The organism is Sphingobacterium sp. DR205, from assembly GCF_011064245.1.
Taxonomy (GTDB): domain Bacteria; phylum Bacteroidota; class Bacteroidia; order Sphingobacteriales; family Sphingobacteriaceae; genus Sphingobacterium; species Sphingobacterium athyrii.
On record NZ_CP049333.1, the window covers coordinates 5,625,487 to 5,649,658 of the forward strand.

A 24,172-nucleotide genomic window follows, 5' to 3' on the forward strand; every position below is an offset into this window, starting at 1 on the left:
CGGCCACCGATCTTTGTCAAAGATTAACCTTTGTGACGGTATTCGTCAGACACTGTAAGACGTTTTCTACCTTTAGCTCTACGTGAAGCTAATACTCTTCTACCGTTTGCAGAGCTCATGCGCTCTCTAAAACCGTGTTTGTTTCTTCTTTTTCTTTGCGATGGCTGAAATGTTCTTTTCATGACGCTATTATGCTAATTTGTTCTTACTTCAATTAATACAAAACTCCCCAAGAGGAATGCAAAAGTAAAGTTTATTTTAGACAAAAACAAACAATATTGAGAACATTTAGACTTTAAGTCAGAAGCCTATGCTAATTAATTCATTGACAGCCTAAAAAAACCATTTTAGAAATTCCTCAAAATAAAAAACAGAGCAATAAGCCTGCTCTGTTTTATTTCACATCAAATAAGAATTTGACTTATTTCGTTTTCAGAATATCTCTAATCTCGGTCAATAATGTTTCTTCTTTTGTCGGTGCCGCCGGTGCCGCCGGAGCAGCTTCCTCTTTACGTTTCAAAGAATTTAAACCTTTAATAACACAGAATATACAAAATGCTACAATCAAAAACTGGATCACTACATTGATAAAATTCCCGTAGTTAAGGGAAACTTCGGCTTGTTTCGCAGCTTCATCAGCAGCTTTAAGTATAATTTTCTTCGAGGAAAAGTCGACTCCGCCCGTCAAATATCCTATGGGAGGCATGATAATATCGTCAACCAATGATGTAACAATTTTGCCAAATGCCCCACCGATAACAACACCGACAGCCAAATCAACAACGCTCCCGCGCATTGCGAACTCTTTAAATTCTTTTAAAAATCCCATATTTAAACCATTTAATCTTTTAAAATTTTACCAAAACTAGTAATTGTCACATAAATCTAATTAAAATATACTAATTTTTTATACTAGTTCATTTATTGTCCTGCATTTTCTAACTTAAGTCCTATTTTTAAAATTACTGCTTAAAACGGTACGCTGAAGTTTTTTATTAACTTAATTTACTATATTTGCTCGTTAACTAGGGCAAAATATCAAGATATATTGTATATTGATAGTACTTTAAATTTCATACGGTAATTAAAGCCCAGAATAAGATAAAGTATCTATGAAGAAGATTCTTATTGCAGACGACCATGGCATTGTACGATTAGGTGCTTCCGTTATTATCAAGGAAACGCTAAAAAAGGCGGAAATATTCCAAGCCGAAAATTTCGATGAGGTGGTAGAAAAGTTAAAACTGGAAGAATTCGACCTATTATTGCTGGACATCAATATGCCCGGAGGAAATAATATTCGAGTTGTCGAAGAAATCCTGCAAATCCAGCCTGCTATTAAAATTTTAATTTTCTCATCCTATGATGAGTCGTTGTATGCGTTGCGTTATATTGAAGCAGGAGCTGTAGGTTATCTTAATAAAACTACTGCAATGGCAGAATTGAGTCACGCTATACTGGCTATCCAGGAGCGTGGCAAATACATGTCAAGTAACGTTCAGGATCTCTATGTCCAAAAACTGACGCAGAGCAAATCGGAACTCACAAAGTTAAATCCTTTAGTACGTCTGTCAAACAGGGAGGTGGATGTTGCAAAACAATTGATCAAGGGCTTAGGAATTATTGAAGTTTCCGGCTTACTTGAGCTAAGTCCATCAACTGTAAGCACCTATAAAAGCAGGATATTTGAAAAATTAAATGTTTCTAACATTCCCGAACTCATTGAGCTTTTCAGAATACACTCCAACAATTAAAACATTGTTGGAGTGTATTTTTTTTAGATTAGATCATTCATTGTAACAACTGGAATATCTTTTACATTTAGATCTTTTAACGGGTCTGATTTTTTATAAGAGTATCCAACTTCCGCTTCCAAATCCCATAACATAGGAGCTAAAAAATTAAGACAAGTCGTAAAGCCTTGTACCGTTGCGGAGAAATCACCCGTATCCTTTGAATTCTTTGCCTCATTTTCTATTTCAAAAGGGCCTTTGAAGTCGCGTTCCCGGAGTAGATCCACAAAGCCTCGCCAGTCCATACTATCTGAGCCACCAAAGCCCGGAAGCATTGCTTCGTAGTGATGCCTATCCCAGTCATGCCCAGGAATGCTTACATTTGCTTTCTTTGCTAGTTCAGCATCCACATGTTGCATGGGATACATCCCACCCCAATCTATGCGAGCGGTCGTCTGTAGATTGCGTGTGGTCTTCACATGTATACGCTGTAATCGACTCATATCGGTATTGCGAATAACATCAATTGGGTTTGTGTTTTGCCAAACATCATGGGAAGGATCATAAATTTCGCCATGCGCCTTACTAGGCACCATCGCATACATCAATTTACGGGCAGCTAAAACAGCGGGTAGGTTATTATAGGTAGAGCTATAACGTGAAGAACGCCAGCCCTCCATTGGACAATTTTCATAGAGTATTGTTACCCCAAGGCTTTCAGCATAATTAACAATCGGCTCAAATACACGTTTGTATTCTTCCAGATTTTTTTGAAATCCATCCAGCTGGTTTCCCAATTCATGATTATAACCGACGAAAGTCCCGACTTTAACATTATTTTCATCACCTCCTAGCAAATGCGCTATTCGAATCAGTTTTAATAAATGGTTCTGATTTTTGACCCGTTGTTCTGGATCTCCCCCAATCATATTTTCGAAGGCTCCGAGCGAGAGTTTCAGATCCGCCTGATTAAACAGTTCAAGTATCTCCTTAGCTTTAGCTGGTGTAAATCCTTCATAGTCCAAATGCGTAGCTGTATGGTCTTCACGCGTGCCGTCCTTTCTAAAAACACAAAGGTCAATTCCACCGGCACCAATTTTTTTTGTTGTCTGAATCAATTCTGGCAATGACAATTTATCAAAGGCAGAACTCATGACCCATACAGGGTTATTTAATTTTGTAGTCATAGCTTATATAATTGTATTCTATCGGAATTTAAAGATACTAAAAAAGCCATCTGATCGGATGGCTTTTTTAGTATTTTATCTCAATTCGATTAATCTACATTGTCGTGTAAAAAAGAGTTGTTCGGACGAATTTCCGTGTTTCCATCTTCAAACGACAGTGTAAAGCGAGACACCTGTGATTGAGAAGAATGCGGCGTATCCTCCAGTGACATTTGCTTTCTTTTATAAGCGGGCTCATTTTCCAACTCATGAAGACCGTTCGAGGATTTCAATTTCATACTCAGTTCTTTCAACCTCAAAATACGCTCTTTGGTGCGTACCAATTGATCTTCAAATGAAACCTGCTCTTCTTCCACCTGAGGAACTTCAACCTGCTCATTTGTTGTGCTGGAAGAGAACGTCGGCTTTTCGTCATAGTCTGATGCAGACGGAGCTGAATATGAATCAAATACCGTTGGCATCTGAAATTGGAAAACAGAAGGTGAAGTTTTTAATTGAAAATCACTTTCAGTAAATGAGGTTTCCTCTTCATAAGCGCCGTCAAAACCTAAATCATGGCGTATCACTTGCGGTTCTTCGACAACAGCCTGTTGTTGGACAACATTTTTTGGAGAAGTAAACAAGTCGGACTGCAAATTATTGGTTGTCGATGTATTTGCTGAAGGAGTTGGTGTATCCACACGTTGAACCGGAGTGACAAAGCTATTGGCAACTGGTGCTTCCTTTGGAGCAACCTGTGAAACAGGTCTCACAAAAGAATTAACCGGTTCAGGTGTCAAGGGCATAGATACTTTTGTATTTTCCCGCTCTTTATCGCGCTCTTCTGAAGTCTGAAAACCTGTCGCAATGATTGTTACGGACAGCTCATCTTCAAAGTTTTCGTCGATACAGTTACCCCAGATCAAATCAGCAGATAGTCCGGCTTTTTCCTGAATATAATCTGTAATGATTGCTACCTCATCCATCGTCACTTCTTTTGTTCCAGAGGTAATATTCAACAGGATATAACGAGCGCCTTCAATCTCATTGTCTTTCAACAATGGTGAAGCTAAAGCACCTTCTACCGCACGTAATGCACGATCTTCGCCTTCGGCAATCGCGTTACCCATAATCGCTACACCACTGTCATTCATAACTGTGCGAACATCTTTAAAATCGACGTTTACATAACCGGGGATAGTGATAATTTCGGCGATACCTTTTGCAGCAGTAGTCAATATATCATCTGCTTTTGCGAAAGCTGCTGTCATCGTTAAATTTCCAAAGATTTCGCGCAAGCGATCGTTGGAGATAACAAGATAAGAGTCTACATATTTACGCAATTCCGAAAGCCCCTCCTCCGCTTGTGAGCGACGGCGTTTACCTTCAAATGTAAATGGTGTAGTAATGATCGCAACAGTAAGAATACCCAATTCTTTAGCGGCCTTAGCCAAAACAGGACTTGCTCCGGTACCTGTACCACCACCCATACCGGCGGTAATAAACAACATCTTGGTATTGGTACCTAACATGCGTTTGATATCTTCAATACTTTCGATAGCGGAATTTTCACCTACATCAGGATCTGCTCCAGCACCCATACCTTCGGTTAGACTTATTCCCAATTGAACTTTATTTGGGATCGGGCTTAATTCCAACGCTTGCGCATCTGTATTACACACGATAAAATCTACTCCACTAATTCCTTGTTTATACATGTGGTTTACGGCATTGCCGCCACCACCACCAACCCCAATAACCTTGATTATTGAAGATTGTTCTTTTAACATTTCAAACTGTATTGACATAACTTATCCCTATTTAACTTATAATGAACACGATATCAAATTGAACCAAACCCACTATATGTAATGTAATAATAATATAATTTCAACAAAAGTTTTCCACATTTGTGAAATTGTGGAAAACTTCAATCATTGTGGAAAACTTACTTTTTATCTAAAAAACTTGCGTCATCGATCTCGTTACCATCCTTAATAAATCGCTTGAACCATGACAGCAATCCTTGTTCTTTTTGCTGTTGCTCCGAAACCTCTTTCGTAGTCGTAGTCGCCTGCACTTTCTTCGCTGGTGTATGCGCTTCTCTACGACTATCTTCTTCTTCTTCGTGCGATTGGATACCTTTGATTAACAAGCCAATACTTGTTGCATACAATGGGCTTTTCAATTCTTCAAAGAGCGGTTTTGGCAGCACTTCGTTCTTGGAGAGATATTCGTTCGGAAAACCGACACGACAATCGATTCCAGTAATATACTCCACAAGTTGTACCAAATGCTTCAATTGCGCCCCACCTCCAGTAATAACGATACCGCCGATAAGTTTATTTTCATAACCGGAGGACTTAATTTCGTAATACACATGTTCGATAATTTCCTCCATTCTCGCCTGAATAATATAGGCTAAGTTTTTTACGGAAATTTCTTTTGGCTCACGACCTTTCAATCCGGGCACACAAATGACTTCATTTTCTTTATTTTCATCAGCCAGGGCAGATCCAAATCGTGTTTTCAGTAATTCCGCCTGTGAACGCAATACAGAACAGCCTTGACGAATATCTTCGGTCACAATATTACCGCCTAATGGGATTACAGCAGTATGACGGATAATTCCTTCGTGGAAGATTGCAACGTCGGTTGTTCCACCACCGATATCAACTAATACAACACCAGCATTTTTTTCATCTTCATCTAATACAGCTTCTGAAGACGCCAAAGGTTCCAAGATTAATTCAGCAACTTCCAGATTCGAATTATCAATACATTTTTTTATATTCTTAATATCGGTAACTCTTCCCGAAATAATATGAAAATTCGCTTCTATACGACGCCCAGCCATACCGATCGGTTCGCGGATGCCAGGTTCATTATCTACCGTAAATTCCTGAGGTAAAACATGTATAATTTCTTCTCCTGGAGGCAGTACCAGTTTATACATATCCGAGATCAATCGTTCGATATCTCTTCGAATGATCTCATCATCACCATCTGTTTTGGTAAATATTCCACGGTGTTGGATGCTCTTAATGTGTTGACCTGCGATCCCCACATTGACAACCTTAATATCGACATTAGATTGTGCTTCGGCAATTTCTACCGCCTCCAAAATACTTCCCACAGTCTTTTGGATATTGGCTACCACCCCTCTGCTTACTCCTGCAGAGTCGGCTTTGCCCACACCTAATAATTCGATTTTGTTCCCTGAGCTACGTCTCCCAACCGTAACACAAATTTTGGTAGTACCAATATCGAGTCCCACGATAATTGGATTCTCTCTTTCAATTTCTGCTGCCTTTGAGTTCATAATTTCCTGTATTGTTGCTGTATTACTATAATGTATTATTTGCTACTTTTTTTGTCTGATCATCAGAGAAACTCCAATTTCCACGTTTCTCACAGATGATTTGACCTCCATATTTTACATTCACCACACCATAAGCGTTAATACCCACTTTCGGCATGATCTGTGTATAAAATGTTTTTAATAATTCAAATTTTTGTTCCAGTGAATCGGCCGATCCAACAATTAACTGCTGGGTTCCGACACGAGGTACAAGTTCGATATCATGATCCGCGTTCACATAAATCTGTACAACCTGATTACTCCACAATTCATCTTTTCCAATAAATTCCGCGACTTTCACCAAATCTTTTACCAATGGGGTTGAAATCGTATCCAATGCCTCATTATACCCTTCGGAAATATTGCCGGTCGCCACCATGATATGCGGAATATACTTCAATGTTGTCGGTATCTTTAAACCTTTGGGGTCAACATAAAACTCACGTCCATTTTTGTTGATAACCCGCATGACCGCCTCGCGCTGATCTATATTGATCCGTACTGTCCCGTCCATGTCAGCGTGAATGCTTGCATTCGACACATAAGGCAATTTTTTCAATGTCTTTTCTACACGTTGAAAAGGAATACCATTGACTTTCTTTCCAACAAAACTTCCATAGTTTTGCGCAATCAGTTTTGAAATATCCGCTTGATCGATAAAAGCTTCCGTACCCTCTATAACGATTTTCACTTCCTTACAAAGCTGTTGTTCATCACGTTTACCAACAATGGTCATAATCACAACAACTACGATTACCCCAATAAAAAATAAGGTAAAGTAAAGTACACGATTCCATTGTATGTCACGTAATTTTCTAAGCATGCTCAAAAATAGCTTGTAATGGTTTCACCAATTTATCTATATCTCCCGCACCTACCGTTACGATCAAATCCGGCTTTTCATTCCGGGCAAAATCCAGTACCTCTTCGGCCGTCACGATCTGTTTATGTTTTGCTGTAATTTTATCCAATAACCAGCTTGAACTAACCCCCTCAATCGGAAGTTCACGCGCAGGATATATCTCCATCAAGAGTAAATTATCCGCCATGGACAGTACTTCCGCAAATCCATCTACAAAATCTCTGGTTCTCGTAAACAAATGCGGTTGAAATACGACATTCAGCTTCTTTGTCGGATATAATTTGCGCATTGAAGTCAAAAAGGCGCGCAATTCTTCAGGGTGATGCGCATAATCGTCGATATAAACCACTTCAGGTGTACGGACAATGTATTCAAATCGTCTTTTTACCCCCTTAAATGTGGTCAAAGCTTTTTTAATTGCCTCCGCTGAAATACCTAGTAAACGAGCCACGGTAATAGCGGCTACGGCATTTTCAACATTGTGGATTCCCGGAATACCCAAATGAATATCCTCAATTTTTCCATGGACATCTCGATAATCAAAGTAAAATTCACCTTCCCTGACATGGACATTGGATGCATATGCGTCGGCCACTTCGTGCCCAGAATAGCTGATCTGTCCTTTAAATTCCAATCCCTTTTTTATAATACGCGTACCGTTTTCAACAACCTTATCCAAAAACAGCTGGAATGATTCAAGTAAATGGCTCTTATCCCCATAAATATCCAAATGATCTGCATCCGAAGAAGTCACGATCGCGATATTCGGATGGAGCGTCAAAAATGAACGATCGAATTCATCTGCTTCGACCACCACTGTATTATTGTTTCCGTAAAGCACATTGGTAGCGTAGTTCGAACTGATACCGCCTAAAAAAGCGGAACAGTCATATCCGGAATCTTTCAACAGGTGCGCGACCATCGTAGACGTGGTTGTTTTACCATGTGTACCTGCTACCGCAATTGTAAACCGGCTTTCACTGATGATACCCAGTACTTGTGATCTTTTATATAACACGTGCCCCTGAGATTCAAAAAAAGCTTTAATCTTTGAATCTTTAGGAATTGCAGGTGTATATATCACTAATGTAGCAGCCGCTGGCTGATGGAAAATAGGATCAATGGAACCCACCTCATCCTGATATGTGATCGAAATACCTTCCTTGGCCAAAGTCTTGGTCAATTCGGTCTCCGTACGGTCATATCCATTCACTTCACAGCCCAAATGCTTAAAATAGCGTGCAAGGCCACTCATTCCGATTCCGCCTATTCCGATCAAGTAAACTTGTTTTATTGCATCTAGATTCATACTCATCATCTATTTCTTATTTGCCAATTTATATACTTGCTCTGCAATCTGAACATCCGCATCCAGCTTGCCCAGTTTTTTTATATTCTCACTCAATTGCGTTACTTGCTCTAGGTTCTTGAATAAATTCAAAGCCGCTGGAATTAATTGTTGTGCAGCATCAATATCCTTCACCAACAACGCAGCATTTTTGTTGACTAAAGCCATTGCATTTTTAGTCTGATGGTCTTCCGCTACATTAGGTGAAGGAACCAGAATAACTGGTTTCCCGACAACACAGAGTTCGGAAATGGTACCTGCTCCTGCCCGACTAATAATTACATCAGCAGCAGCATAGGCATAATCCATTTTTTGAAGAAATGCCATCATCTTCACATTCGTCGGCAGTTTTCCTTCAAGTTCCAGACGTAGTTTGTCGATATAAAAACTTCCACATTGCCAAATCACCTGCACATCCTCTTTGGAGAGCGAATCCAAATAAGCGACCACACTTTCATTCAATGTTCTGGCGCCTAAACTCCCGCCCAACACTAAGATTGTTTTTTTGTGTTGATCCAATCCAAAGAATTCCAATGCCGCAGCTCTTTTGCCTTCAATTGCAACGGACTCTCTCCGGATGGGATTTCCTGTCAACAATACTTTATCAGCTGGAAAAAACTGTTCCATACCCTCGTACGCTACACAGATTTTTGCTGCTTTAGCACCAACTTTTTTATTTGTTACGCCCGCATAAGAGTTCTGCTCTTGTACCACTGTCGGAACCCCCAATTTATTTGCCATCATCAATAATGGCCCTGAAGCGAAACCACCAACGCCTACGGCGACATCCGGTTTGAAATCCCGGATTATTTTTTTTGCCTTATTCAGGCTCTTCATTAATTTGAATGGCAATAGGATATTTTTCCAAAGCTGCTTTCTATTGATTCCTTGAATATCAAGTCCAACAATAGTATAACCTGCAGCAGGCACCTTATCCATTTCCATACGACCATTGGCACCTACAAATAAAATTTCATTTGCAGGGTCCATTGTCTTCAATGCATTTGCAATTGAAATCGCCGGAAAAATATGTCCTCCGGTACCACCCCCACTTATTATTACGCGAATTGCCATGCTCAATATATTGTTTAGGCCGGAATTGAACCGATCACCACTTTCTTAGGTTTCGGCTTTTCGTCCAGCTGCTCTTTACCTTTTAATTCTTCAATATTTCTGCTCACACTCAGGATAATCCCCAGGGCGACACTTGTAAATAAAATGGATGTCCCCCCCATACTCACTAACGGTAACGGCACACCTGTCACTGGTCCTAGCCCTACTGCTACCGCCATATTCGCCAGCGCTTGTATCGTCAAACTAAATCCTAAGCCTGCGGCCAAGAATGTCCCAAAAGCTTTGGGACTCATCGTGACGATGCGAATACATCGATACATAAAAGCCAAATACAGGAATAGCAGGATTACCCCACCAACTGTCCCATACTCCTCAATGATAATTGCGTAGATAAAATCGGAATAGGGATGCGGCAATACGTTTCGTTGAACACTATTTCCCGGACCTTTACCAAAGAGTCCTCCCGTCGCGATTGCAATCTTGGCGTTATTGGCCTGATAGTTCTTATCATCCTGAAATGAGACCGGACTAGCTGACTCGTCCTGCTTTTCTACACCCAAAAATGTCTTTACCCGACTATAGTACGTTGCTCGTCTCGGTCCGATGGAGACTACAATAATTCCCAACAAAACCACACCTGCAGAAACAATTGCGATCTGTTTAAAGGATATTCGACCAATTAACAACAACAATACGCTAACACCAAATAACATAATCGCAGTCGACATGTTGGCCCATGCTATCAGTACGAAAACACCACATACTGATCCCATAATAGGAAGAAAAGCTTTCTTCACATCTTTGATTTCCTCTTGCTTGCGAGACAGCATCCGTGCCAGGAAAACAATCAATGATAATTTGGCCAAATCGGATGTCTGGAAAGTCATCCCAATACCTGGAATCGTCAGCCAACGGCTGGCTTGATTTACACTACTTCCAAACAATAAAGTAAATAGTAATAAAGGTATTGTGATCCCCATTAAGATTTTAGAAATACCCGCATAATATCGATAATCCAGCTTATGCGAGAGATACATCAAAACAAATCCAATGGCGATGATCGAAAAATGCTTCAACAGATACATTTCTGTCCCCTTGCCTTCTTTATAGGCCAAGGTTCCGACCGAACTATATACGGCCAAAAGTGACCATCCCGATAAGATAATCACAATGATCCATATCCAGCGATCACCTTTTAATTTAGACATTATGTTCTGTAACATATCCTTCTCCCTTTTATGGTTGTACCATTTATTATAATTCCATTACAGCTGCTTTAAATTTATCGCCACGATCTTCATAGTTTTTAAACCAGTCAAAGCTCGCACAGGCTGGAGACAATAATACCGTATCTCCCTTTTTGGCCAAATGTGAAGACAAGACAACAGCATCATGCATGGAAGTACTGTTGACAATGATTTCAACATCTTGTTCAAAAGCTTTATGAATTGCTGCAGTATCTTTTCCCAAACACACAATTGCGCGCACTTTATCCTTTACCAAATCGGTCAGCATGCTATAGTCATTTCCCTTATCCACACCACCCAGTAACAATACGATTGGCGTCGAAAAACTCTCCAAAGCATACCATACGGAATTGACATTGGTGGCTTTCGAATCGTTGATATAATTGACTCCTCCGATACAAGCAACATGTTCAAGACGATGTGGAATATTCACATACGATCCCATGCTTTCCTTCATCGCTTGATTTCTCAACTCCTGTACTTTTGCAATTAATCCAGAAGCCATACTATTATAAATATTATGCTTCCCTTGCAATGACAATTCCTCAGTTCTCATAGTGAATGTATCGTTATTTGGTGTATTAATAATCATTGTTTTATTGGCCGTTAAATAAGCACCCAATTCAACAAGCTGTTCTTGTGTAAAAGGCAGGTATGTCCCTTTACTATGGTGTCTTTCCAAACCTTTTATTGTCTCAGGGTCATCTAGACAGTATATAAAATAATCCTTCTCCGTCTGATTTTGAATCATTCTGAATTTAGAATCCACATAATTTTCCATTTTATGGTCATAACGATCCAAATGATCCGGAGTGATATTAAGTATTACAGCAATATCTGCTCTAAAATGATACATATCGTCCAACATAAAGCTGGATATTTCCAACACGTAACAATCAAAATTTTCACGCGCTACTTGAAGCGCGAAGCTCTTTCCAATATTACCGGCCAAACCAACATTAAGACCACCATGCTTTAGCATTTCGTAAGTCAACATGGTTGTTGTTGACTTTCCATTAGACCCTGTAATGCAAATTAACTTGGCCGTAGTATATTGGGCAGCAAATTCTATTTCTGCTATCACAGGAATCCCTTTTTCTTTTAAGGCAACCACCAATGGCACTGTTTCTGGAATCCCAGGACTCTTAACAACAAGTGCTGCATTCAATATCCGAGCTTCGTCATGATTACCCTCTTCGAAAGCAATCCCTTCAGCTTTTAATTGCTCTTTATAATGATCCGCTATCAGTCCTTTATCGGATACAAATACATCATATCCCTTTTCCTTTCCAAGAATTGCAGTTCCCACGCCGCTTTCGCCCGCACCTAAGATGACAAGGCTTCCTGATTGAGGGTAATATGCTGTTGATATATTTGACATCGTTATCTAATTTTTAATGTTACTATTGTCAGAATGGCTAAAATTATTCCCACAATGACAAAACGAGTGACAATTTTCGCTTCATGGTAACCCTTCTTTTGGAAGTGATGGTGCAAAGGCGACATTAAAAAGATCCTTCTTCCTTCACCATATTTCTTTTTGGTGTATTTGAAATAGGAAACCTGTAAGATGACCGAAAGATTTTCCAACAAAAACACACCACACAGGATTGGAATCAATAACTCTTTACGAATCAAAATAGCAAACGCCGCTATAATACCACCGATTGCCAGACTCCCCGTATCTCCCATAAAAACTTGTGCAGGATACGTATTGTACCATAGAAAACCTACACAAGCTCCAACAAATGCCCCAGCAAAAATTACAAGTTCTCCCGAATTGGGGATATACATGATATTGAGGTAATCAGAAAAGATTACGTTACCCGATACATAAGCCAAAATTGCCAAGGTAACCCCAATGATCGCCGAAGTACTCGTTGCCAGACCATCAATACCATCGGTAATATTTGCGCCATTGGATACTGCGGTAACGATAAAAATGACGACAACTAAAAAAACGATAAAAGTCAGATAGTCGCTTTGCAAGCCAAACACCTTGAAGACCTTGGCGTAGTCAAATTCATTATTTTTATAAAACGGGATATTTGTTTTAGAAGATTTTACATTTTCAGCGTATGTTTTTTCTCCTGTCCCCTCATTGATAACCACTTCCACCGGTTTAGTAGATGTCGGTTTATCAACACCCTTTCTGACCACAATATCCGGGTGAAAATACATTGTACAGGCAATTATCGCCCCTAAACCAACTTGACCGACAACTTTAAATTTACCTGCCAATCCTTCTTTATTATGTCTAAAGACTTTGATATAATCATCCAAAAAACCTATCGCACCCATCCACAATGTCGTTATAATCATGATAATCACATAGATATTGGTCAATTTGGCAAATAATAGTGTCGGGATCAATATCCCGGCGATGATTATTATACCTCCCATAGTAGGTGTACCAGCTTTCTTTTTTTCACCTTCAAGCCCCAAATCTCGAATTGTCTCCCCAACTTGTTTATTATGCAAGAATTGGATCAATTTTCCCCCAAAAACCGTGGTAATAATTAATGAAGCGATTACAGCCATAGACGTCCGAAAGGAGATGTATTGGAACAACCCGCCTCCAGGTACATGAATATATTCGCTAAGCCACGTAAATAGATGGTACAACATATTTCTATTTTTCGTTAAATGTGTTCTCTAAAATTTCTTTATCATCAAAATGCTGTTTTACACCATTCACATCTTGATATTTTTCATGTCCTTTTCCAGCAACCAAAATAATATCACCCGGATTTGCCAGTTGATAGGCTGTACGAATCGCCTCCTTACGATCAGCTATTGAAAGTGTTTTCGCCTTTTGATCAGCTCCAACACCAGCCTCGATATCTTTGATAATCTGATAGGGATCTTCCGTGCGCGGATTGTCCGATGTAATCACAAAACGGTCGCTATAACGTAAAGCTGCTTCCGCCATTTCCGGTCTCTTCGTTTTATCCCGGTCACCACCACAACCCAACACTGTAATAATTTTTTGTTCCGGACGTCGCAAAGAACTTATTGTTTTTAAGACATTTTCTACAGCATCCGGTGTATGGGCATAATCCACGATACCGAAAACACCTGATGTAGATTTCATCGTTTCAAAACGGCCTTCTGCTCCTTTCAATGTACTTAAAGCGGTCAATACCTTTACCGTCTCTTGCTCCAATAAAATCGAAGCAGCATACACAGCCAATAGATTATATGCATTAAAGTCGCCGATCAATTTGACCCACACTTCTTGCCCATCTATGCTCATCAACATGCCGTCAAAATGGCTTTCAATGACCTTAGCTTTAAAATCAGCCCCAGAACGCAAGCCATAACTTTTTTTATGAGCAACCGTATTTTGCAACATGATCTGACCGTTTCTATCGTCAGCATTGGTTAACGCAAATGCGTGTGCGTCCAAATCATCAAAGAATTTCTTCTTGGCTTTGATATAATTGTCAAAAGTCTTGTGGAAATCCAAATGGTCATGTGTAATATTTGTAAATATTGCCCCGGCAAACACCAACCCTGCGATACGCTCTTGCACCACTGCATGTGAACTGACCTCCATAAAAGCATAGTCACAGCCATCATCCACCATATTCCGCAACAACTGGTTCAACTGGATCGGATCGGGTGTCGTATGTGTTGCAGGAATTATTTTTGAACCGATTTGATTCTGTACAGTAGACAGCAAACCAACATGATACCCCAACTCGGTAAACAATTGGAATAACAATGTCGCCACAGTGGTTTTCCCATTGGTTCCTGTCACACCAACCAATTTAAGCTGCTCAGATGGATTACCATAGAAATTAGCCGAAGCTACTCCCAGCGCATATGCAGAGTCTGCAACTAAAATATAGGCCACAGAATCCAAAGTTTCAGCAGGAAGTTCTTCAACAATAACTGCCCTTGCTCCCGAAGTGATCGCCTTATCCACAAATAAATGCCCGTCGGTCTGAACACCACGCACAGCGATAAACAAACTTCCTAACTCCACCTTTCTGGAATCAAAGCACAAAGAGTGCACATCGACCTCTTCGAGGTTTCCCACCACCTGCTGAACAGGGATAGCATGCAATACTTTTTTTAAATCCATCATTACTTAAGTTCTAAATTTATCGCTGTTCCAAATGGAAGTTTTTGGCCTGCAGCCAAAGATTGTGCCCCCACTCTTCCCTTTCCAAATACATGGGCTTTAAACCCTGCATTCTCCATCACATATAATGCATCCATCAATCCCATGCCTACAACATTGGGAACAATTCCTTCTTTATATTTCAAATCCACAAAGGGTACACCTCGGTTTGATGTATCTATTTCGCCCCTGGCCACCATATTCCAATTCACTGTATTAATACCTAATTTGTCATAGACCTTTTTACTTGCCTCTCTAGAGCCTTGCAAGGTCAAGGGCATTCTTCCGCCCAAATTCACCGCTTTGAATGTTTTTTTCCCTTTCATCTCCATATCATTCGCATAAACCATATCAGCAAGTTCTTTAAAAACAGGTCCCGCAATTGATGCTCCATAATATCCATTTCTCGGATTCCGAATCACAACGATAATCGAGTATTTCGGATCTTCAGCCGGAAAATAACCCGCAAAAGATGACTGGTACCTTCTGGCGCCATAACCCCTGGAACCATCCGCCATCTGAGCAGTTCCCGTCTTACCCCCTGAAGTATACAATGGACTTGCAACACTCCTTCCCGTTCCTTCTGTCATCACCCCTTCCATCATCCCTCTTACTTCCGCCAATGCATGATCTGATGCAATTTTTTCATTGATAACCTTTGCCTCGAAACGCTGAATTGTATTCCCTAAATGTCTAATCTCTTTCACAAATAGCGGTGCGATCAATTTACCGTTATTAGCCACCGCATTATAAAATGTCAATGTCTGCAAAGGAGTAATCTTCATTTCGTATCCATAGGCCATCTGTACTAAGGACAACCCACTCCAGGATTTACTTTTCGAAGTCTTCACCAAAGGAACCCCTTCGCCGGGAATCTGTAGATCTAAGGTTTTCCCAAATCCAAACGAATGCAATTTTGACGTGAATTGATCCGGATTATCCTTATACGCTTGATATACAAATTTTGTAACCCCAACATTCGAAGATTCCTCAAAAGCCCGCTTAGCCGAGACTATAGATTTTTTGGGCGCATGCGAATCACGAATGGTATGCTTGTAAATCGGCCAGTTACCATTCCCGATATTTATAGTTGTACTTGAATCAATTTTCTTATCATCAATCAATGCCAGATAAGAAGCAAGTTTAAACGTTGACCCCGGATCGGCACTTTGTGCAATCGCAAGATTGAACTTTTCACGATAAACACCGTCTTTATCCCGCATGAAATTTGCAACGGCACGCACTTCCCCGGTTTTGACTTCCATCATCACAACACAACCTTCATCCGCGTTACTTATGATCATTTGTTTTTCCAAAGCACGCTGTGCCATATCCTGCATATTCACATCAATGGTCGATATAATATCAGAACCATCAACTGGTGCCACTTCAATATCCCGATTAACTGGAATCCAAACCCCACCAGCAATACGCTGCATCAATCGCTTACCACTTTTCCCATCAATGTACTCACCATATGCCCCTTCTAAACCGACATGGATATTCTCCTTTACATTTTTGTAACCGATAGTCCGAGCCGCAAGGTTCACAAAAGGTAAGATCCGTTTATTCTGTCTATCCGTAATCAAACTACTTGGATAACGGTCTTTTCCAATGCGAGCGGCCTTAAACAAAGGAAATTGTTTCACCTTCTTTAAATCCTGATGCGAGACATTACGCTTGATCAGCAAGTAACGCTGTTTTTTATTTCGCGCCTGTTTTAATAATGTCAAATATTGCCGGGATGATTTATCCTTAAAAAAATCAGCCAATTTTATCGCCAGAGAATCAACTTTGAGATTGAAATAATCATTATCCTCTTCAGGTACAGCCATAGCATCAAAACGAAGTTCGTACTCTGGAACGGAAGTCGCCAACAGACTACCATCGTTGGAATAGATATTCCCCCGGGCAGCTTCAACTTCGCGCTCCTGAATAGAAAGACTATCCGCCAATGCTTTCCAATGTTGCCCATCTACATATTGCAACTTCAGCATTTTCCCAAACACCATAAATGCAAGTAGCACAATAAGTCCAAAGGCAAAATAGACGCGAACAAGGATCGTGTTTCTGATACTCATAACTCTCTCTATTTTTCTTCTTTTTTCTCTACAACTTCAATCTTGATCGGTGGCTCCACCCGCTCTTTCAAACCTAAGGAGTCTACACGTTTCGCAATCTCTGTCTGTGTGGACATTTTCATAAGTTCTGCCGACAGCGACTTATGATCCCAGCCTAATTCTTTGACTTCCTTGCTCACTTTATCGATGCTCCGAATAGTTCGCTCAGCGAAGTGACGATTGGAGATATACAACAGCATCAGAAAGGCGATAAAAGCTCCAAAAGGCAAATACTCCAATATTTTGTTTAAGGAAAGGTCTCCAACGGTAAAAAGCGTTTTAATAAACGCTTCTGTTTGCTCCGCCTTTTCTTCGACAGTTTCTTGTAGTTCCTCCTGAACTTCTTCACTCAATTCTTTCTGTCTTATCGTATTCCTGCTCATCTTTTCGCTCCATTTTTTAAGACAAATCCAACCTTTCAGCAATACGCAGTTTCGCACTGCGCGATCTATTATTTTCAGCCAATTCCTGTGACGATGCCGTAATTGCTTTACGGCTTAACACATGGAACGGTTTGATTTCATTTCCAAAAAAGTCTTTCTCAACATCGCCTTTAAACTTCCCTTTGGCCATAAAATTTTTCACCAAACGATCCTCTAAAGAGTGGTAAGACATCACCACCAATCTCCCCTCGCTTTTCAACACGTCAACAGTTTGCAATAAAAATTCCTGCAAAGCCTCAAGTTCGCGGTTAACTTCGATACGCAGCGCCTGAAAAACCTGCGCATGATACTTATGTTCTTTCCCTTTTGGAACCATCCGTTGAATAACTTCCTTCAATTCAGCAACAGTATGTATAGGTTGTGCCAAACGCGCGGTTACAATTGTTTTCGCCAGCGACTTTGCATTCATGATTTCACCATACATACCGAAAATTCGATGCAGGTCTTCTTCCGCATAAGTAGCCAATACCGCTTTTGCATCCAAGTCCCCCACTTGATCCATACGCATATCTAAATCAGCATCAAAACGAATGGAGAAACCGCGATCCGCAGCATCAAATTGATGCGACGAAACACCTAAGTCTGCCAAAATCCCATCCACCTCACGCACACCATACAAACGGAGACTATTTTTTAAAAACCTAAAATTCTGATGAATCAACGTAAAACGAGGATCATCAATCACATTTCCTAAGGCATCAGGATCCTGATCGAAAGCAAACAGCTTTCCCTCCGGCCCTAATCTTTTCAATATTTCACGAGAGTGGCCACCACCGCCAAATGTCACATCCACATAAACGCCATTCGGCTTGATCGCCAAAGCATCCATGCATTCCTGCAACATGACCGGAACATGATACACATTCTCCATATTATTATATCCCAAAATTATTATCCCCCATTACCTCTGCCGCCAAAGACGATATATCTTCAACCCCACTATCACCCATCAGATCATCATAACCTTCTTTAGACCAAACTTCAATTTTATTGAATTGACAGGCCAAGACCAACTCTGTTGTTATACCCGCAAATTCCAATAAGCTTTTTGGCAACAACACACGCCCCGCCGCATCCAATGTCAACTCTGTCGCACCACGCGTAAAAGCACGCACAAATGCCCGCACCTTTGGATCAAATTGATTTAACTTCGCCAGTTTGGCTGTCATCAAATCCCACTCTTCGCGTGGATAAAAAACTAAATGTTTCTCAAAACCGCGATTCACAACAAGCCCATCACGCTCAACATGAGGCATCTGCCTCTTGAGCGCAGCCGGCAACACCATCCTTCCTTTGGCGTCTAACTTGCATTCGAATTCTCCGATCAACTGAGTCATATCGTCAATTATCCTATTCTAATTTAAATGTAAAAGTATACACTTTCTCCCACTTTCCCCCACTTTCCCACATAAAAAAGTTTTCCACATCGAAAAATCGCTACAAGAAAATACATAACCCACTTTTCAATCACCCTATAAAACCTTATTTACAACCAGTTAAACAAACATTCTAAGTACATCTCACATTAAGATATCGCCTTATGTTTTTCCGTATATTTTTGCATAAAACGGGAACGAATTGTAAAATTTTCCTCTTTAGAAATATAATTTTACTCCCTTTTTTTAGAAAAATGGGAGAAAGTGGAGCGCTAGAAAATGAAAAATTGAAAGCGTGGTTGAAAGTGGGAGAACCTGACTGAAATAAGAACTGTAGAATTCGTTATTGTCGAGTAAAACCAATAATTTTGCATAAATTTTATTTTATTAAGATATGCACAGAACACACACTTGTGGAGAATTAACATTGGCTGACTTAGGGAAAACGGTTACCCTAAGTGGATGGGTTCAGAAATCCCGCGATTTGGGCGGTATGACTTTCATCGATGTTAGAGACCGATATGGTATCACACAATTAACGTTCAATGCAGATGATGATGCGACTTTACGCACTAGTGCCCGTGAACTGGGAAGAGAATATGTCATAAAGGTAACCGGAGAGGTTATTGAACGTTCCAATAAAAATGCTAAAATCTCTACGGGAGATATTGAAATCAAGGTTTCAAACCTTGAAATATTAAATGCGGCAAAGTTACCTCCATTTACAATTGAAGATGAAACCGATGGTGGCGATGATATCCGCATGAAATTCAGATATCTGGACTTACGTCGGAATCCGGTACGAGAGAATCTTATTTTAAGACACAAAACTTCGCAGGAAGTACGCCGTTATCTTGACGCTCAGAATTTTTTAGAAGTAGAAACACCTTATCTCATCAAATCCACGCCTGAAGGAGCGCGGGATTTTGTGGTACCATCCCGCATGAATCCAGGCGAATTTTACGCACTACCTCAGTCGCCACAAACATTTAAACAATTATTAATGGTATCTGGCTTTGATCGCTATTTTCAAATTGTTAAGTGTTTCCGCGATGAGGACTTACGTGCTGACCGCCAACCGGAGTTCACTCAAATCGACTGTGAAATGTCTTTTGTAGAACAGGAAGACGTGCTAAATATTTTTGAAGGACTTGCAAAGCATATTTTCAAAACGATCAAAGGGATTGATCTTGGATCTGTACCGCGTATGACTTATGCCGATGCCATGCGTCTTTACGGATCGGACAAACCTGACATTCGTTTCGGAATGCAGTTTGTCGAATTAAATGACGTTGCAAAAGAAAAAGGGTTCCCTGTATTTGATGCAGCGGAACTGGTTGTTGGTATTAATGCCGAAAATTGTGCACATTATACCAGAAAACAACTGGACGCTTTAACAGACTTTATTAAACGTCCACAAATCGGCGCGACAGGCTTAGTATATGCACGTGTCAACGAAGATAGCTCAGTGAAATCTTCGGTAGACAAGTTTTTCTCGCCAGAGCAGTTAACGACGATTGCAGACAAGTTCCACGCGAAACCTGGAGATCTATTATTAATTATGGCTGGCAACAAGGATAAAGTTCGTAAACAACTGAATGAATTGCGCTTGGAGGTTGCTTCCCAACTCGGTCTTCGGGACAAAGATACTTTTGCTCCGCTATGGGTCATTGACTTCCCGCTATTGGAATGGGACGAGGACAGCGCCCGTTTTCATGCGATGCACCACCCATTTACTTCACCAAAACCAGAAGATATTCCATTATTGGATACTAATCCTGGCGAGGTGAGAGCAAATGCCTATGACTTTGTCTTAAATGGTGTAGAAGTGGGCGGCGGGTCTATCCGTATTCATGACAGAGAGCTGCAATCCCTTATGTTTAAACACCTGGGCTTTAGTCCGGAAGAAGCACAGAAACAATTTGGTTTCTTGATGGAAGCATTCACCTATGGCGCTCCTCCACACGGTGGTTTAGCGTTTGGCTTTGACAGACTTGTATCGCTATTAGCTGGCTTAGATACGATCCGTGACGTGATTGCCTTTCCAAAAAACAACTCCGGAAGAGATATCATGATTGATGCTCCATCAACTATTCACCAAGAACAATTGGATGAATTGAGCTTAAATATTAATATAAAAGAATAAATTTCAAGCTCGCTTTTCGAGAAACAATTTATTAACACTATATTTAAAAGTTGGTAGGAAACGACCAACTTTTTTTGTGAAAAATCAGCAGATTAGATGTCAGAGAGTACGGCAAATACGTTTTTAAAGGAAAGTGCACAGAAAGCATTTGACACCAAACATCGCGATATTATCAATTACAATATCGACAAATACAGTATTGCTTTCGAAAAAGGGAAAAGCAAATTTGCGGACCTCGATAACTCCAAAACCAAAGCAAATTTGATCAAATGGAAAGTAATGGAAAATCTCGATCGATATCTATTACAATTTGAGGCAAATTTCACCGCACGTGGCGGAAAAGTAATCTGGGCAAATGATGCCGACGAAGCGCGTGAGGAGATTTATAAAATAATCGAACGAAAAAGAACACGGTCGATTGTAAAATCTAAATCTATGGCTACGGAAGAAATTGAATTAAATCATTTTCTGGAATCCAAAAACATAGAAGCCATTGAGACTGATCTTGGAGAATATATTATTCAGCTCCTAGACCAGAAACCCTACCATTTTGTCACACCTGCAATGCATTTAAGCCTGGAAGACATCGCTAAGCTTTTTCATGAAAAATTTGATACTCCCTTAGATGCATCCGCAGAACATTTGACACTGAAAGCTCGCGAATTATTAAGAGACAAATATTTAGCAGCAGAAGTAGGTATTACAGGAGCTAATTTTTTAGTCGCTGAAACAGGGAGTATAGCGATTACAGAAAACGAAGGGAATGCACGTCTGACCTCCACTTTTCCAAAAACACATATTGCTGTGGTGGGTATAGAGAAAATCATCCCCACGCTACAGGATCTAGAAGTATTTTGGCCACTTTTATCCACTCACGGTACAGGTCAAAACTTAACAGTTTATAACACCCTACTCACAGGACCAAAACAGTCTTATGAATCTGATGGCCCCGAAGAAATGTATGTTATCCTGCTTGACAATGGACGCAGTAATCTCCTTGCGCAGAAAGAACAACGTCAGGGGCTATATTGTATCCGCTGTGGAGCATGTTTAAATGTCTGTCCTATTTATCAAAATATCGGCGGCCATACGTATGAAACAACTTATCAGGGACCAATTGGGTCTTTAATTTCACCTCATTTAAATGGGATGAAGGAGTTTAAACATTTAAGCTATGCGTCCACCCTCTGTGGTAAATGCACTGAAGTGTGTCCTGTAGGTATCGATATTCAACGCATGCTTCTTGTCAACCGAAAGGATTCGGTGGAACAGGGCTTATCGACGAAAACGGAACAAAAAGTCTGGAGCTGGTTCACATACGGAATACAACGCCGAAAACTAATTGATTTTTTTGGTGGAAAATTCAAGAACTTTTTCCTTAGAAAGTTTTTTAAGAAAACCTGGGGCGATCAACGGGAGCTACCGAAGCTAGCGGAAAAATCCTTTTCTAGACAATGGAAGGAACAGCAAAAAAATAAAGATTCATAAAGCCAAATGCTGTGTTAACTTGATTGATATCAACATAGAAAAGGGGATCTATGATCCCCCTTTCAACTAACACTCACCAATTATTAATATGAAAACTATTCTTTTTATTAACCTTATGTTGTTTTCGCTTCAGCGTCAACTGCTTTCTCGTTCACACCTTTCTGAAAATCTCCTTTCCGCATTTGTCGATCCTTTCTCCAATGCTCTTTGTGCATTTTATGGTTCTCAGCGTAAGAATCCTTCAATGTCTTTTGTTGCTCCGGAGTCAATAAAGCCATCATTTTTTTATGATCAGCAGCACGTTGTCTTCTCATTTTTTCGCGATACAATTTACGCTCTGCTGCTATTTTTTTATGATCCTGTGCTTGCTTCAAATGAAATGCATACACCTCTTTACGTTGTTGATCTGTAAACTTCAACTTTTGGTCCATGCGATCTGTCTTGATCTTAGCCAATTCTTCGGGATTTTTATTTTTTAAGCCATCATGCTTTCTATCTTTCGAATGCCTGTTTATTGGTGCACTCATTTCTTTGGTATCTGATTTAAGATCCTCTTTCTCCTGCGCGAAACCTGTTAACATTAATCCGGATAACGCCAAACTTAACATCAATTTTTTCATCTCTCTATTTTTATAAATCAACAATCTATCAATTTAATAGGTCATCTTTTCAACCTATTTATCTATAAGAGTGTTTTTGACCACCAAAAGTTTAAAACGTCATCTGTTAAATAAAGTTAAGAAAGATATTATTGGGATACTGCGCTTAAACGGATAGGTAATGTATAAGCCACCCGCACAGCACGTCCGTTCTGAACACCTGGTTTCCACTTTCTCGCCTTTTTCAATAGGTTGATCGCAGCCTCCCCCGTTCCGAACTTCATATCGCGTTTTACAGCAATATCAGTCAAGGATCCGTCCCGCTCTACAACAAAAGAGACTTCGATCACGCCCGATACTCCTTGATCCAAAGCTGACTGTGGAAAACCATAATTTTCTGAAACCCATTTCATGAAAGCTGGCAGTCCGCCCACCGGAGTGGGCATGATTTCCACCGTAATAAAAGGCTGGTCAGCATTTCCATCTGTTCCTCCTCCTGACACGGCCCCCTCTTTATGCCCGGTAATTCCGCCATCCTTTTTAGACGAACCAAATTCACCTCGTGCAATATGTGTTCCGGCAGCATTCGCCTTTAATGTAATACGAGCAGTCATTGTATTGGGTTTATTCAGCTCATCCTGCGTAGCAACATCCTCTGTCACTTTACTTGCTTTTGTAATCTTCGGCTCGGGCATACGCACCAAATCAAACTTCGAAAGATCCTGTGCTATCTGTTGCGGTGCTTTCTCCTGCATTAAAATAGGCTCTTCTTTCACCTCCTCTTTTTTGTCAGCCTCCTTCTGAATTTCATTGAGATCCTCGGGAGTTAGAACTTCAATTGTAGTAATTGTATCAGGTATAGCTTTCTTAAAGTATCTGCTATAGCCATAGGACCCCGCAATCAAAAGGAACGCAAAAGAAACAACGATGGCCAGCCCCACATTCGTTGCTCTATTTGACAAATTCCGCAATTCATAAGCACCATACATTTTGTTGCGGCCTGCAAAGATAACATCCAGCCATTCTTTGCGATAGATATTCAATTTTGAGTTCATCATAACATTAAAGCTTAAATCTTTT

Annotated in this window: 21 protein-coding genes; 3 read left to right on the forward strand and 18 right to left on the reverse strand. The window is 40.3% G+C overall.

Features of this window, described 5'->3' with window-relative positions; genetic code table 11:
• Positions 1–23 precede the first annotated feature (23 nt).
• Complete coding sequence (gene rpmH / locus G6053_RS24085) at positions 24–182, reverse strand: 50S ribosomal protein L34 (RefSeq protein ID WP_075991291.1); 159 nt, start codon at positions 180–182, stop codon at positions 24–26.
• Between the two features lie 239 nt (positions 183–421).
• Positions 422–829 (reverse strand): large-conductance mechanosensitive channel protein MscL, encoded by a 408-nt coding sequence (mscL, locus tag G6053_RS24090; protein ID WP_108636508.1) that lies wholly within the window; start codon positions 827–829, stop codon positions 422–424.
• A gap of 283 nt (positions 830–1,112) precedes the next feature.
• Between mscL and G6053_RS24095 the strand changes: the two genes are divergently transcribed.
• On the forward strand, positions 1,113–1,754 hold the full coding sequence (locus G6053_RS24095; protein WP_108636507.1) for a response regulator transcription factor: 642 nt from the start codon (positions 1,113–1,115) through the stop codon (positions 1,752–1,754).
• A gap of 23 nt (positions 1,755–1,777) precedes the next feature.
• Here G6053_RS24095 and G6053_RS24100 read toward each other — a convergent pair whose 3' ends face one another.
• From G6053_RS24100 to mraZ, 14 genes are all read right to left on the reverse strand, one after another.
• On the reverse strand, positions 1,778–2,920 hold the full coding sequence (locus G6053_RS24100) for a sugar phosphate isomerase/epimerase (RefSeq protein ID WP_165308825.1): 1,143 nt from the start codon (positions 2,918–2,920) through the stop codon (positions 1,778–1,780).
• Positions 2,921–3,009: 89 nt separating this feature from the next.
• Positions 3,010–4,707 (reverse strand): cell division protein FtsZ, encoded by a 1,698-nt coding sequence (gene ftsZ / locus G6053_RS24105; protein WP_165308826.1) that lies wholly within the window; start codon positions 4,705–4,707, stop codon positions 3,010–3,012.
• A 140-nt stretch (positions 4,708–4,847) separates the two neighbouring features.
• A complete protein-coding gene (gene ftsA, locus G6053_RS24110; protein ID WP_121125827.1) occupies positions 4,848–6,221 on the reverse strand; it encodes a cell division protein FtsA in 1,374 nt (457 codons plus the stop codon).
• A gap of 25 nt (positions 6,222–6,246) precedes the next feature.
• Positions 6,247–7,083, reverse strand: a complete 837-nt coding sequence (locus G6053_RS24115) for a cell division protein FtsQ (protein WP_108636504.1) — start codon at positions 7,081–7,083, stop codon at positions 6,247–6,249.
• Positions 7,076–8,431 carry a UDP-N-acetylmuramate--L-alanine ligase gene (gene murC, locus G6053_RS24120; protein ID WP_165308827.1) on the reverse strand — a complete coding sequence of 452 codons (1,356 nt, stop codon included), beginning with the start codon at positions 8,429–8,431 and terminating at the stop codon, positions 7,076–7,078. Before murC ends, G6053_RS24115 begins: the two co-directional genes overlap by 8 nt.
• A 9-nt stretch (positions 8,432–8,440) precedes the next feature.
• The gene (gene murG / locus G6053_RS24125) at positions 8,441–9,544 is read right to left on the reverse strand and encodes an undecaprenyldiphospho-muramoylpentapeptide beta-N-acetylglucosaminyltransferase (protein ID WP_165308828.1); all 1,104 of its coding nucleotides are present in this window, start codon (positions 9,542–9,544) and stop codon (positions 8,441–8,443) included.
• 14 nt (positions 9,545–9,558) lie between these two features.
• The gene (locus tag G6053_RS24130; RefSeq protein WP_108636502.1) at positions 9,559–10,767 is read right to left on the reverse strand and encodes an FtsW/RodA/SpoVE family cell cycle protein; all 1,209 of its coding nucleotides are present in this window, start codon (positions 10,765–10,767) and stop codon (positions 9,559–9,561) included.
• A gap of 31 nt (positions 10,768–10,798) precedes the next feature.
• On the reverse strand, positions 10,799–12,172 hold the full coding sequence (gene murD / locus G6053_RS24135) for a UDP-N-acetylmuramoyl-L-alanine--D-glutamate ligase (RefSeq protein ID WP_165308829.1): 1,374 nt from the start codon (positions 12,170–12,172) through the stop codon (positions 10,799–10,801).
• 2 nt (positions 12,173–12,174) lie between these two features.
• A complete protein-coding gene (gene mraY / locus G6053_RS24140) occupies positions 12,175–13,419 on the reverse strand; it encodes a phospho-N-acetylmuramoyl-pentapeptide-transferase (protein ID WP_165308830.1) in 1,245 nt (414 codons plus the stop codon).
• Between the two features lie 4 nt (positions 13,420–13,423).
• Positions 13,424–14,884 carry a UDP-N-acetylmuramoyl-L-alanyl-D-glutamate--2,6-diaminopimelate ligase gene (locus G6053_RS24145; protein ID WP_165308831.1) on the reverse strand — a complete coding sequence of 487 codons (1,461 nt, stop codon included), beginning with the start codon at positions 14,882–14,884 and terminating at the stop codon, positions 13,424–13,426.
• On the reverse strand, positions 14,884–17,001 hold the full coding sequence (locus G6053_RS24150; RefSeq protein ID WP_108636498.1) for a penicillin-binding protein: 2,118 nt from the start codon (positions 16,999–17,001) through the stop codon (positions 14,884–14,886). Before G6053_RS24150 ends, G6053_RS24145 begins: the two co-directional genes overlap by 1 nt.
• An 8-nt stretch (positions 17,002–17,009) precedes the next feature.
• Positions 17,010–17,423 carry an FtsL-like putative cell division protein gene (locus G6053_RS24155; RefSeq protein WP_108636497.1) on the reverse strand — a complete coding sequence of 138 codons (414 nt, stop codon included), beginning with the start codon at positions 17,421–17,423 and terminating at the stop codon, positions 17,010–17,012.
• A gap of 16 nt (positions 17,424–17,439) precedes the next feature.
• Positions 17,440–18,354, reverse strand: a complete 915-nt coding sequence (gene rsmH / locus G6053_RS24160; protein ID WP_108636496.1) for a 16S rRNA (cytosine(1402)-N(4))-methyltransferase RsmH — start codon at positions 18,352–18,354, stop codon at positions 17,440–17,442.
• Between the two features lie 4 nt (positions 18,355–18,358).
• Entirely contained in the window at positions 18,359–18,820 is a 462-nt protein-coding gene (gene mraZ, locus G6053_RS24165; RefSeq protein ID WP_108636495.1) for a division/cell wall cluster transcriptional repressor MraZ, read from the reverse strand.
• Positions 18,821–19,253: 433 nt separating this feature from the next.
• Between mraZ and aspS the strand changes: the two genes are divergently transcribed.
• Both aspS and G6053_RS24175 read left to right on the forward strand, forming a co-directional pair.
• Complete coding sequence (gene aspS, locus G6053_RS24170) at positions 19,254–21,005, forward strand: aspartate--tRNA ligase (RefSeq protein ID WP_108636494.1); 1,752 nt, start codon at positions 19,254–19,256, stop codon at positions 21,003–21,005.
• A gap of 96 nt (positions 21,006–21,101) precedes the next feature.
• Positions 21,102–22,493 carry a LutB/LldF family L-lactate oxidation iron-sulfur protein gene (locus G6053_RS24175; RefSeq protein WP_108636493.1) on the forward strand — a complete coding sequence of 464 codons (1,392 nt, stop codon included), beginning with the start codon at positions 21,102–21,104 and terminating at the stop codon, positions 22,491–22,493.
• A 113-nt stretch (positions 22,494–22,606) separates the two neighbouring features.
• Here the strand turns inward: G6053_RS24175 and G6053_RS24180 are convergent, their stop codons facing one another.
• Positions 22,607–23,113 carry a hypothetical protein gene (locus G6053_RS24180; protein ID WP_108636492.1) on the reverse strand — a complete coding sequence of 169 codons (507 nt, stop codon included), beginning with the start codon at positions 23,111–23,113 and terminating at the stop codon, positions 22,607–22,609.
• A 128-nt stretch (positions 23,114–23,241) separates the two neighbouring features.
• Positions 23,242–24,150, reverse strand: coding sequence for an energy transducer TonB (locus G6053_RS24185; protein ID WP_108636491.1), 909 nt, complete (start codon positions 24,148–24,150; stop codon positions 23,242–23,244).
• Positions 24,151–24,172: the final 22 nt, after the last annotated feature.

Excerpts from the sequence above, each read along its gene's own strand:
- rpmH (WP_075991291.1), bottom strand. The coding sequence starts at position 182 with ATGAAAAGAACATTTCAGCCATCGCAAAGAAAAAGAAGAAACAAACAC.
- mscL (WP_108636508.1), bottom strand. The coding sequence starts at position 829 with ATGGGATTTTTAAAAGAATTTAAAGAGTTCGCAATGCGCGGGAGCGTT.
- G6053_RS24095 (WP_108636507.1), top strand. The coding sequence starts at position 1,113 with ATGAAGAAGATTCTTATTGCAGACGACCATGGCATTGTACGATTAGGT.
- G6053_RS24100 (WP_165308825.1), bottom strand. The coding sequence starts at position 2,920 with ATGACTACAAAATTAAATAACCCTGTATGGGTCATGAGTTCTGCCTTT.
- ftsZ (WP_165308826.1), bottom strand. The coding sequence starts at position 4,707 with ATGTCAATACAGTTTGAAATGTTAAAAGAACAATCTTCAATAATCAAG.
- ftsA (WP_121125827.1), bottom strand. The coding sequence starts at position 6,221 with ATGAACTCAAAGGCAGCAGAAATTGAAAGAGAGAATCCAATTATCGTG.
- G6053_RS24115 (WP_108636504.1), bottom strand. The coding sequence starts at position 7,083 with ATGCTTAGAAAATTACGTGACATACAATGGAATCGTGTACTTTACTTT.
- murC (WP_165308827.1), bottom strand. The coding sequence starts at position 8,431 with ATGAATCTAGATGCAATAAAACAAGTTTACTTGATCGGAATAGGCGGA.
- murG (WP_165308828.1), bottom strand. The coding sequence starts at position 9,544 with ATGGCAATTCGCGTAATAATAAGTGGGGGTGGTACCGGAGGACATATT.
- G6053_RS24130 (WP_108636502.1), bottom strand. The coding sequence starts at position 10,767 with ATGTTACAGAACATAATGTCTAAATTAAAAGGTGATCGCTGGATATGG.
- murD (WP_165308829.1), bottom strand. The coding sequence starts at position 12,172 with ATGTCAAATATATCAACAGCATATTACCCTCAATCAGGAAGCCTTGTC.
- mraY (WP_165308830.1), bottom strand. The coding sequence starts at position 13,419 with ATGTTGTACCATCTATTTACGTGGCTTAGCGAATATATTCATGTACCT.
- G6053_RS24145 (WP_165308831.1), bottom strand. The coding sequence starts at position 14,884 with ATGATGGATTTAAAAAAAGTATTGCATGCTATCCCTGTTCAGCAGGTG.
- G6053_RS24150 (WP_108636498.1), bottom strand. The coding sequence starts at position 17,001 with ATGAGTATCAGAAACACGATCCTTGTTCGCGTCTATTTTGCCTTTGGA.
- G6053_RS24155 (WP_108636497.1), bottom strand. The coding sequence starts at position 17,423 with ATGAGCAGGAATACGATAAGACAGAAAGAATTGAGTGAAGAAGTTCAG.
- rsmH (WP_108636496.1), bottom strand. The coding sequence starts at position 18,354 with ATGGAGAATGTGTATCATGTTCCGGTCATGTTGCAGGAATGCATGGAT.
- mraZ (WP_108636495.1), bottom strand. The coding sequence starts at position 18,820 with ATGACTCAGTTGATCGGAGAATTCGAATGCAAGTTAGACGCCAAAGGA.
- aspS (WP_108636494.1), top strand. The coding sequence starts at position 19,254 with ATGCACAGAACACACACTTGTGGAGAATTAACATTGGCTGACTTAGGG.
- G6053_RS24175 (WP_108636493.1), top strand. The coding sequence starts at position 21,102 with ATGTCAGAGAGTACGGCAAATACGTTTTTAAAGGAAAGTGCACAGAAA.
- G6053_RS24180 (WP_108636492.1), bottom strand. The coding sequence starts at position 23,113 with ATGAAAAAATTGATGTTAAGTTTGGCGTTATCCGGATTAATGTTAACA.
- G6053_RS24185 (WP_108636491.1), bottom strand. The coding sequence starts at position 24,150 with ATGATGAACTCAAAATTGAATATCTATCGCAAAGAATGGCTGGATGTT.